This window comes from Limimaricola sp. G21655-S1 (assembly GCF_027213785.1).
GTDB lineage: Bacteria > Pseudomonadota > Alphaproteobacteria > Rhodobacterales > Rhodobacteraceae > Limimaricola.
In genome coordinates this window covers 1-10,325 of sequence record NZ_JAPWGO010000041.1, presented here as the reverse complement: position 1 = coordinate 10,325, position 10,325 = coordinate 1, and the positions used below count along the sequence as shown (strand labels likewise).

Annotated in this window: 11 protein-coding genes; 1 reads left to right on the top strand and 10 read right to left on the bottom strand. The window is 63.1% G+C overall.

The genetic code is table 11. The annotated features are described in order from the left end of the window. Nucleotides 1-607 precede the first annotated feature (607 nt). From O4G76_RS19340 to O4G76_RS19310, 7 genes are all read right to left on the bottom strand, one after another. The gene (locus tag O4G76_RS19340; RefSeq protein ID WP_269398807.1) at nucleotides 608-1,147 is read right to left on the bottom strand and encodes a DUF6680 family protein; all 540 of its coding nucleotides are present in this window, start codon (nucleotides 1,145-1,147) and stop codon (nucleotides 608-610) included. 7 nt (nucleotides 1,148-1,154) lie between these two features. After that, complete coding sequence (locus tag O4G76_RS19335; protein ID WP_269398806.1) at nucleotides 1,155-1,493, bottom strand: hypothetical protein; 339 nt, start codon at nucleotides 1,491-1,493, stop codon at nucleotides 1,155-1,157. Nucleotides 1,494-2,084: 591 nt separating this feature from the next. Beyond that, complete coding sequence (locus tag O4G76_RS19330) at nucleotides 2,085-3,470, bottom strand: IS1182 family transposase (protein WP_269398805.1); 1,386 nt, start codon at nucleotides 3,468-3,470, stop codon at nucleotides 2,085-2,087. Between the two features lie 240 nt (nucleotides 3,471-3,710). Further along, nucleotides 3,711-4,472 carry an ABC transporter ATP-binding protein gene (locus O4G76_RS19325; RefSeq protein ID WP_269398804.1) on the bottom strand — a complete coding sequence of 254 codons (762 nt, stop codon included), beginning with the start codon at nucleotides 4,470-4,472 and terminating at the stop codon, nucleotides 3,711-3,713. Next, entirely contained in the window at nucleotides 4,469-5,413 is a 945-nt protein-coding gene (locus O4G76_RS19320) for an iron chelate uptake ABC transporter family permease subunit (protein WP_269398803.1), read from the bottom strand. Before O4G76_RS19320 ends, O4G76_RS19325 begins: the two co-directional genes overlap by 4 nt. Beyond that, nucleotides 5,406-6,350: an iron chelate uptake ABC transporter family permease subunit gene (locus O4G76_RS19315; RefSeq protein ID WP_269398802.1), complete on the bottom strand. Its 945-nt coding sequence runs from the start codon at nucleotides 6,348-6,350 to the stop codon at nucleotides 5,406-5,408. The genes O4G76_RS19320 and O4G76_RS19315 overlap by 8 nt, the downstream gene beginning before the upstream one ends. A gap of 3 nt (nucleotides 6,351-6,353) precedes the next feature. Next, the gene (locus tag O4G76_RS19310) at nucleotides 6,354-7,247 is read right to left on the bottom strand and encodes a siderophore ABC transporter substrate-binding protein (protein ID WP_269398801.1); all 894 of its coding nucleotides are present in this window, start codon (nucleotides 7,245-7,247) and stop codon (nucleotides 6,354-6,356) included. Nucleotides 7,248-7,348: 101 nt separating this feature from the next. Between O4G76_RS19310 and O4G76_RS19305 the strand changes: the two genes are divergently transcribed. Beyond that, nucleotides 7,349-7,645, top strand: coding sequence for a DUF2218 domain-containing protein (locus tag O4G76_RS19305; protein ID WP_269398800.1), 297 nt, complete (start codon nucleotides 7,349-7,351; stop codon nucleotides 7,643-7,645). A gap of 406 nt (nucleotides 7,646-8,051) precedes the next feature. Here the strand turns inward: O4G76_RS19305 and O4G76_RS19300 are convergent, their stop codons facing one another. The 3 genes from O4G76_RS19300 to O4G76_RS19290 all read right to left on the bottom strand — a co-directional run bounded on the left by O4G76_RS19300 (nucleotide 8,052) and on the right by O4G76_RS19290 (nucleotide 10,136). Continuing rightward, nucleotides 8,052-8,927: a LysR family transcriptional regulator gene (locus O4G76_RS19300; protein WP_269398799.1), complete on the bottom strand. Its 876-nt coding sequence runs from the start codon at nucleotides 8,925-8,927 to the stop codon at nucleotides 8,052-8,054. 90 nt (nucleotides 8,928-9,017) lie between these two features. Further along, entirely contained in the window at nucleotides 9,018-9,284 is a 267-nt protein-coding gene (locus tag O4G76_RS19295) for a hypothetical protein (RefSeq protein WP_269398798.1), read from the bottom strand. A 3-nt stretch (nucleotides 9,285-9,287) separates the two neighbouring features. Then, a complete protein-coding gene (locus O4G76_RS19290) occupies nucleotides 9,288-10,136 on the bottom strand; it encodes an alpha/beta fold hydrolase (RefSeq protein ID WP_269398797.1) in 849 nt (282 codons plus the stop codon). Nucleotides 10,137-10,325 lie beyond the last annotated feature (189 nt).

Here is a 10,325-nt window from a genome sequence, read left to right as displayed (position 1 = left end):
CGGGCTCTCGACCCTGGGGGGGGACGGGCTCCCTTCCGCACCGCCATTCTACTCCATTCGCAACAGACAGGGGGGGGAGCACCAGCATCGACTCGCAACTGCATTCCGTTTGCATCGGTCTGGCTGGAGGAGGCCGCGGTGATCGGTTCGGGTTGGTCCGGGGTGGGGCTTTTGTTCGTCATACGGCATCGCGTGAAAAGCAAGGGCTGGATATGCTACGTCTTGCCGGCGGTGGAGCCGGCAACTCCCCACAGAAATGGGAGAGGCTGCCCATTTCTCAACCGCACGGGACCGCGACGTTGCGTTCCAGCTCGGCCGTCGACCGCTTGTACCTATCGAGTCACGTGCGTCTCTTAACGAGTGTTCATCCATAGATCCCGGCTGGGTCAATATTGATGCGGGTGGTGGAGAAAGGCCGTAAGCTGACTCGGCTACTCCGGGCGGGAAGCCGACTCTTTAGTTTTGCGACGCCCAGTTCTTTGTCACTGCTCTTGATTGATTCTCCGGCAAGCAGAGGCGTAGGCTGTGGGTTGAGCCGCAGCCGCCCGTCACACCCTGCGTAGTTGGCAGGCTATCCTTTCAGGAAGTCTTTGAGAGAGGCGCCGCTTCAATCCTCTGGTGGTGCAGGGAATGGGCCACCAGTCGAATTTAGAGAGGCGACTGGAAATGCTCGCATTCCGGACAGAACTTCGTTCAGAAGTTGCGAGTTTTGACGTTGGGTCTTTTGATCGTTCTCCCAGCCCAGCGGAATGTAGCTTAGGCGGCGCAGGTCTTGTTTATCGAAGTTGTAACCAAGGGATTGCCCCATTATCTGAAGCAACTCTAAGAACAGGTCCTCCCTCTGCTCAAAATACCTGTCTTGGTCTTCGACAGCAGGCATTGGCGAGCTGAGGTGCCTTATATAATCTTTCAGTGTTCGTCGAATTTCTACGTCGTCGTAGAACTCAAGGTCGACAAGATTGAGCGCAGACACGTGGACCGCGTCCAGGCGGATGCCGCGTGTCCGTAGTAGGTCACGGTATACCGTTACCTTTCGTTCAAGCTTAGCCCGGTTGGCATCGCGTCGTCGCTCAACTTCGAGGGCGACGATAGGGCTCAGCAAGATGGCCAAGATTGTAAGCGCTAAAATACTCTCTTCTATCGTCATGTCCCAGTTACGCCCCTGTAACCTTGCGAAACTTCGCGTTCAAAGGTCCCTGCGGCGTTTCGATCCGATAGGTCTCATCCGGATCGATAATGACTGGGAGGTGGATAGGCACCCTAACGCTGAGCGGCTGGTCATCGGCAGTCACACCGGTGATTGACGCTGCGCCTGCCGGGATTTCAAAGGTCACCGCTCCCTCAGCGAAACCGTCATCGCCAACGGTGTATTCGCCCTTGTAGACCCATCCGCCGATGTCGCCACCAGCGATAATGCCATTCTTAAAAACGAACATGCCCATACTGTTTCCTGCCTTACTGGCGAAATATGCGATATAGATGCCGTCAATCATTGCCACCCCGAATCTGACAATCTTTCTTCGCTCTGATCAAACTTTTAGTTTACGCAAATCTCACGCAATATCAAATAAATAATTCTCGTTGGGTTGATTTCTTGCCTAATGATAGAGGCCAGTCGCTATCTTTTCGCTTCTTATGGCAAGAGGTCAAGAGCCGTATCAGCCACTCGGTCAAGACGCATCGAGCGGTTTGGTTGAAGGCTGTGAATATATGCTTCTTATAATGGCCTAACTGGCGGTCGTATGGGTTGCACTACGTAGATCGTTAGGCCACACGATAGGCAGTCAAACGTGGCTTCTGTCGAGGTTGTTCACTCCGCTGAACGAGCCTATGCCGCTGAGACCTCTCCGGCACATTCCTTGAAGCAGGTTCAATTGGCCCCTTTGGGCTGAATAGAGGACATGTGCCGCACCTCCCACTAAGGTCCGGTGTGGGCCGTGAGCTGATCCGGCTGCTCCGGGCGGATTGTGTTGAAAAAGCTGGTCGAGGGCGACGGTTTTGTCAGCCCAAACGTCGGGGTGCCGCCGTTCCGTTCGGGCAACTGCCCGTCTGTCCGCCTTGAGGCGGCTATTCGGCCGCTCAGCTCATGCCGTGGCCTCCCGAAGCGCATTCTGGGGCCGTAGCTTCGCGAGTTTCCTGAGGTTCTGAGCGATAGCGGCGAGGAGGAATTCGTCCTTGGCGCCGTTGGGGCCGCGCAAGCGTAGCCGGGTCAGGCCAAGGATGCGCTTCAGGTGGGCAAAGAGCATCTCCACCTTCTTCCGCTTGTCGCGGGACACCTTGTAGGCCTTGGTCTTGCGGCATTCGCGCGCGAACTCGCGTGCTTCCTCGTGCGGCTCGCGTGTCACGTATCGCGCCTCCGCTTTCGGGCAGCAGACTTCCTTGGATGGGCAGGCTTGGCAGGTGGCCTTCAAGGCACGGTATTTCTTCCGTCCGCCGGCATCCTGCCCCCGGTTCGGATCGGAGTAGTTCCGGCGGAATTGCTTGAGAGCATGGCCCTCGGGGCAGATGTATTGATCGTTCGCCTCGTCCCATTCGAAGTCGGACCGGGACCAGGTGCCATCGGTCCGCTCTGATTTGTCGATGACCGGGATGAAGGGGATGATGCTGCGATTCTCGACCAGCCATCCGAGGTTCTCGGCGTTGCCGTAGGCGGTGTCGGCGGCCAGCCAGTCCGGCCGGATACCGAACCGCTTCTCCGTCCTGTCGAGCATTGTGCGCGAGGCCCCGACTTCGGCCTGGCGGATTGCTCTCGTTGCCTCGACGTCCATGATGACCGCGCTCTTGGTGTCGATCAGGTAGTTGGTGGCATAGGCAAAGTATGGATGGCTTTCCTCGGCGCGGGTCCATTGTGCGGCCGGATCGGACTTCGCCACGAACTTCGGCTGGACAGGCGACGCGGCCCCGAAGGCGGCATCGTCGAGTGTCTCCAGGTATTCCCGCGCCGCCCTGTTCCCGACCTCACGCGCGCGCTCCGGGCTCCAATCCTCGGCCGCGATCGACCGGACCTTGTTGGCGTCGGCAGAGATCAGGCTCGCGTCCACGGCGAAGCCCTCGCCGGACACGAGGTCTTCCTTCAGACAGCGCTCGACCGTGGCTTCGAAGGCCTGACGCAACAGGTTGCTCTCCCGGAACTTGCCATGGCGATAGCGCGAGAAGGTCGAGTGATCCGGGACCTTTCGCTCCAGGCCCAGTCGGCAGAACCAGCGATAGGCGAGATTCAGATGGACCTCGTCACAGAGACGACGTTCCGATCGGATGCCCATGACGTAGCCGATCACCAGCATCCGGATGATGAGTTCGGGGTCGATGGATGGACGGCCAAGGTGGCTGTAGAAGGGGCGCAGCGCCTCCCGCAAGCCGCCGCAGTCGAGAAACAAGTCGATCTCTCGCAGCATATGGTTGGCCGGGACGTGCCGCTCCAGATCGAACTCGTAGAACAGCTGCGCCGGAGCCTCCTGCCTGCCCATCATCTCGAAACCCTCCCATCCCCTCAGGAATGAGTGAATCGAAGGACTTGCCGCGCCGCAACACAGACTTTTTCAACAGCATTGGCGGGAAGCGGTCATTTGCTGCGACTGCAAACCGGCCTCACTCCCTATCCAAAGCGGACATCGTAGAACGTTTGCACTTTCGTAGTGCACTCTGACGCCGAGAAATACCGGCACAATTCTCGCAAGCACTCGATCGATGACGAGACGGAGCCAGGGCGCTCAGGCCGGGAGCACGACGTCCGCGCCCTCGACCTCACGCAGCTTCAGCCCTGTGTCGAACAGATCGCTCAGCACCGCGTCGCGCATCACCTCGCGGCGCGGGCCCGCCGCCGCCAGACGGCCGTGCTTCATCGCCACGACGCGGTCGGCATAGCGCGCGGCCATGCCGAGATCGTGCAGCACCACCACGACGCTGCGCGGGGTGACCGGGTCGTGCGCCATCGCGACCAGCGCCTCCATCACCTCGCGGGCGTAGCGCGGGTCGAGCGCGCTGAGCGGCTCGTCGAGCAGCACCAGTGGCGTCGCCTGGGCATGGGCCATGGCGATCTGGGTGCGCTGGCGCTGACCACCCGACAGAGACGAGACGGGGCGCTCGGCCAGCGCCCCGAGGCCGAACACTTCCAACGCCTCGGCCACGGCGGCCCGGTCGACGGCGCCGGGGCGGCCGCGATGATGCGGCCAGCGGCCGAAACCCACCATCTCGCGCACGGTGAGCCGCGAGACCTGCGCCTGATCCTGCCCGAGAAACGCCAGCCGCAGCGCCCGGGCCTGCGGTCGCAGCGCATGGAGATCGTCGCCGTCGAGCCGCACCCGGCCCGCCGCCGGCCCGATCAGCCCGGCCAAGGTCAACAGCAGCGTCGATTTGCCGGCGCCGTTCGGGCCGATCAGCGCGGTGATCCCGCCCGCGGGCAGTGCCAGCGACAGGTCGTGCAAAATCGGCGTGCCGTCGCGCTCGACCCGCAGGCCCTCGATCTCGATCATCTCGCGGCCTTTCTCAGCACGAGGGCGAGGAACACCAGCCCGCCCAGAAATTCGACGATCACGGCCAGCGTGGACTGGAAGCCCAGGAGCCGCTCGAACAGGAATTGCCCCGACACCAAGATCAGCGCCCCGAGCCCGGCTGCCGCCGGAAGCAGCGCGGCATGGCGGGGCTGGCGCAGCAGCGCATGGGCCAGTGCCGCGGCCAGCAGGCCGAGGAAGGTGACCGGCCCGACCAGAGCAGTCGAGACCGCCACCATCACCGCGATCAGCGCCAGCACGCCGAGCACGAAGCGGTCGAAATCGAGGCCGAGCGTGATCGCCTTGTCGCGGCCGAGCAGCGCCAGGTCGAGCCGCGGCGACAGCCGCCAGGCAAGCGCCAGTGCCAGGCCCAGGATCGGGGCGGCGATGGCGAGCTGGGTGGCGTCGACCGCGCCGAAGCTCGCGAAGCTCGCCTGCTGGACCACGGCGAACTCGGAAGGCTCAAGCAGCCGCTGTGCGAAGCCCGACAGGCCGCGCAGCATCACGCCGAGGATCAGCCCGCTCAGCACCAGCCGGATCAGGTCGCCCGCGCCCCGCCTGAGCAGCAGCCCGAACAGCGCTACGCCAGCCCCGGCAAGGCAGGCGGTCTCGACCAGGAAGGCCGGCAGTGTCGGCAGCGTGGCGTAGCCCGCGCCGCCGAGCGTTAGCACCAGCATGGTCTGGAGGAACACGAAGAGCGCGTCGAAGCCGACGATGCCCGGCGTGATCAGCCGGTTGCCCGCCACGGTCTGGAACAGCACCGTCGCCGCGCCGGTTGCGGCGCCGACGATCACCAGAGCGGCGAGCTTGGTGGCGCGCAGCGACAGGATGAAGCCCATCGGCACGCGCAGGTTCCACAGCAGGAAGGCGGTACAGCCAAGGGCCAGCGCCAGCCCCAGCAGGATTAGCCGGCGCTCAGCCATGGGCGACGCGGACCCGTCGCGGGGCATGCAGCAGCCACAGGAAGATGCCAGCGCCGGCCACGGCGAAGACCGTCCCGGCCGGGATCTCGTAGGGGAACCGCACGAGCCGTCCGATCACGTCGGCGGCCAGCACCGCGCCGCCGCCCGACAGAGCTATCAAACCGAGATTGGCGCGTAGGTTGTCGCCGCGCAGCCGCGAGACGATGTTCGGCACCACCAGACCGACGAAGGGCAGCGCACCCACCGTCACCACCACCACCGCCACGGTGACTGAGACGATGCCGAGCCCGAGCACGAGGGTCTGGCGGTAATCGAGCCCGAGCGAGCGCGCCTGCGCCTCGCCCAGCCCGAGAATGGTGATGCGATCGGCGGCGAGCCACAGCAGGAGGCCGAGCGCGGCGACAATCCACAGGAGCTCGTAGCGCCCGCGCAGCACGCCCGAGAACTCGCCCGCGGTCCATGTGCCAAGATATTGCATCAGGTCGGTGACCCAGGCGCCCCAGTGCGCCGCCGCGCCGAGGATGCCGCCGTAGACGAGACCGACCAGCGGCAGCAGCACCGGGTCGCGGCGCGGCACGTGGCGCGCCAGCGCCAGGAAACCCAACGTGCCCGCGAGCGCGGCGGCGGCGGCGGCGCTCATCTTGAGAAGGATCGAGGCCCCCGGCGCGAGGAGGGTGATGCCCAGCAGCCCGATCATCGCCGCCTCGGGCGTGCCGGTCAGGCCGGGCTCGACCAGCCTGTTCTGCACGGTGAGCTGCACTACGACGCCGGCCAGCGCCAGCCCGGCGCCCGCGAGCAGGGCTGCGGCGGTGCGGGGCCAGCGGCTGATTGCCAGAAGCAGGCCGGCATCGGTGTCGCCAGACGAGAGGTCGGCGACACCGATGCCGAGGCTTGCCCCGATCAGAAGGGCGAAGAACAGGGCAAGCAGCAGGCGCATGGCTTACTTGGAGAAGCCCGCTTCGATTTCACCCAGCGTGCCCATCAGCGACTGGATGCCGCCGCCCGCGAGGTAGAGCGGGGCGCTGTCGAGGTAGAGGATCTGGTCGTTCTGCGCCGCCTTGGTGCCGGCGACCAGCGGGTTGTCGAGCGTGGCCTGTGCCGCTTCTCCGTCCTGCCCGATAGCGGCGCCGCGGTCGATGACGATGATCCAGTCCGGGTCGACCTCGGCGATGAACTCGAAGGAGACCGCCTCGCCATGGGTCTCGGCGTCGAGATCGGGATAGGCCTCGGGCAGCTCCAGTGCGGCGTGCAGCCAGCCGAAGCGCGAGTCGGCGCCATAAGCCGAGACCTTGCCGCCATTGGTCAGCAGGATCAGCGCGTCGCCCTTGTCGGTCACCGTGCCTTGCACCGCCGTAAGCTTGTTGTCGAGCGCGCCAGCCAGCTCCGCCGCCGCGTCCTGCTTGCCGAAGATATCGCCATAGGCGGCGACCCGGGCCTTGGCCTGGCCGACCAGATCCTCGCCCCAGATCGTCATGTCGATGGTCGGCGCCACGGCGGAGAGCGGCTCGACCATGCTCTGCGAGCGCCCGCCGGCGACGATCAGGTCGGGCGCCATGACGGCCAGCGCCTCGTAGTCGGGCTCGAACAGCGTGCCGACACGTTCGACGCCTGCCATCGCCGCCTCGAGATAGGCCGGCGGCGTGATCTCGGGCACGCCGGCCAGTTCGACGCCGAGCGCGTCCAGCGCGTCGATCGCGGCGAGGTCGAGCGCCACGACGGACTCGGGCCGGGCTGGCACGGCGACTTCGCCAGCGGCGGTAGTGATGGTCAGGTCGGAGGCGAGGGCAAAGCCCGGCACCGCGAGAGCGACGAGGCTGGTAGCGAGGATCTTCATGGGGCGTCTCCGGGTGCGGCGCAGCCTCGTCGCTGTGGGTCTGGACAATGGCTACTGTTTCAATCAGGAATATCCCGACCAATGAACTCAGGATTATCCAGATGCAAGACCGAATTCTCGATGAAGGGCGTTTTCGGACCCCGAATGCCAGCCGCTACCTCCAACAGCTCTGCAAGCATTTCGCGCATAAGGTCGAAGCGAGCTGCGACACGCAAAGCGGTCGAGTGGCAATGCCGTTCGGTCCGGTCATGCTGACTGCCACAGCTGACGAGCTGGTTGTGACGGTTTCGACGTCAGACAGCGAGGCGCTCGCCCGCGCCAGGAAAGTCATCGACGATCATCTTTCCCGTTTCGCCTTCAGAGAGGGGTTTGTGCAGATGGCGTGGCAGCGGCGATGATGCCCGGCCAACATGGTGGAGTGCAGGTCGGCGCTCCCTCCGGGCGCTTGCATACGTTGTTGTAATAGCAGAAAGAACGCTGCGCCAATGCACGTATGGCTACTTGTAGGAAGCTGTTTCGCAGCGTGACGGGGTCTGCAAGTGTCCGGAATGGGCCGAGAGTAGCCAGGTTGAATGGGCGGACAGGCGACATTCGCTGCACATGGGGGCAACGGCTGCTTCCCAAACCTGTCGCTAAGGACAGACCTTAGGTCTCTACGCGCATGGCCGGCAGCCGGCTCGAGGTAATATTTTGCGCAGCGACAGGTTCGAACGGATGCCGGTCACCCTTGGCAACCAACGTAGGGTGGGCCTCTACGAAGACCATGAGCCTGATCGTGCAGCGCGTCGTCCCACAGCCAAGTCATCAAGCGATCCGGAGAGCCCTCTCTCCTGCAATTTCCCGTTTGATCTCGTCGATTAGCGTATCGATCGCCGGATTGCGCAGTTTCCGTGCCCGGCGCGCGACATAAGTAACGTCAGGTGGATCGGCGAAGCAGCCCTTCAGAACGTCCATGTCCGGCGTTACATGCCGCTCATTCAGAATGGCGACACCAAGACCGCTTCGCACACCGGAGACGATGCCGGCAGCACTGGCGCATTCCAGGATGGTCGCAAATACCGTCCCGTCCTCTTGGGCAACGTCCATCGCCCACCGACGGTAGAAACAATTCTCATCGAATGAGAGAAACGGCACCGTGTTGCCTGAGCCGAGGTCGAGATCGGGGGATTTAACCCAGAACAGGCGTTCCCGGAACAGCTCGATGTCGTGTGGCCGGACCTCGTGAGTGAAGACTTGCATGATGGCAAAGTCGATCCCGCCGGACGCCAGAAGATCTTGCAGCACGAGGCTTTGAAGCACTCGCGTCCGCACCGAGACGCCGGGATGTAGTCGCGAAAACCGGCCGAGGATGCGACTGAGGTCGGAACAGGTCGTGTCCTCGGTAAGGCCGAGACTGATTTGTCCCTGCACCAGTGTCTTCGAGAGCGAGCGCAGCGCCTCGTCGTGAATGGCGAGGATGCGCCGCGCGTAGCCCAAGAGATCGCGCCCCGTATCCGTGAAAAGGGGAGCACCTGGGCGCCTGCTCAGAAGGTCGCAGTCGAGGCTGGATTCGAGCCTCTTGATCTTATGGCTCACAGCCGATTGAGACAGTCCAAGATGCGCTGCGGCGCGGGTCACCCCACCTTGGTCCTCGATCGCGCTCAGAGCGCGAAGCGCATCGATGTCCAGCCGTTGGATCAACTTATCTGACATGACAGGCATCGATGAGTGCTTACCTCTGAGTAATTTGCTTCATGCTACCGTTGGGCTATTCGGCCGGCAAGCTCGCCGTCAGCCCCACCGGACCAAGCCGATCACTGCCGAAGAGGCGTAGAACGCCTGCAATAACAGGAAGGTCCAGCGTCCGTCGATCACCGCCCATGCAGCGAACAGGCCGGACGAGATCAGCAGCAAAGTGAACCCCAGGGTCTCGGCTCCGACGTTCGATGCGATCAGCAACGCATAGGCCATGGCCAGCACGGAGCCTGTGATCTCGAAGAGAGTGGTAAGCCGGCGCCGGTCTCGTCCTCCAGTCGGCGCTCGCGAGATATCGGTCATGGCTCACCCATTCTTCTTGAGGAAATCAACCAGCAGGTCAGAGATCTTCTCGGGCTGGTCTTCCATTGCGAAATGGCCGCACTCGTCCAGCACATGCAGCTCCGAGCCCGGGATGGCCTCGTGCAGCTTCCGCGCCCACGCGACGACCTGCCACTCGTCATCCGCACCCCAGATCAGCTGAACCGGAATCTTGCCGAGTTCAGCAAGGCGGGGTGTCAGTTCGTCGGTGTGCTTGGGGTCATAATGCCGGACCTGATGCTGGAACAGGCTGCCTTGTCCGATCGGGTTGGAGATGAACTCCAGAAACGTCTCGAGCGACGTCTTAGACAGGCGTTCCTTGTGCTGCACGGTCGAGAGCAACCAGTCCCGGAAATGCGCCCTGTGGTCGGCATCGGGTGCCTTGATCAGCGCATCCAGACCAGCCTGCATCTGCTGATGCGTGCGCTTCGAAGGCCAGCTGTCGAAGCTGACTACATCGATCAGGGTAAGTGACCGAACACACGGTTGCGAGAAGATGGAAAACCGCTGGGCGACCGCACCACCAATGTCGTGGGCGATGATATGGGCATCCTCCAGTCCCCAATGATCCAGCAGCCCTTCCAAAATGGGAACCTGCCCCGTAACGGAGGTGTCGATCTCCGGGTCCCAAGGACGCTCGGACAAGCCGTAGCCCAAGAGGTCGTAGACATGCACCTTGTGGCCAGCTGCAACCAGCGCCGGCAGGATGTTGCGCCAGATATATGAAGAGGATGGGGTGCCGTGGAGCAGCACGACCGGAGACCCTTCGCCATGGATGCCGTGCGCAATGCGGGTGTCGTCGATAAGGACATGATCGTTGACGAGATGAGCCATGGTGGACGCTCCTGAACAAGTTGCCTCAAGAGGGGATACACCATGTCGGATCATGCAGATAATGAATGATCCTATCGTCATGATCGAAAATTTTCATGCGCGTCGCACTCGGTGAGCTGCCCCGTCTGAGTGCTCCAGGTTAATTGTTAGTGCATGGTCGGCCTCCGGTCGACGGGCACGATGCTTTCT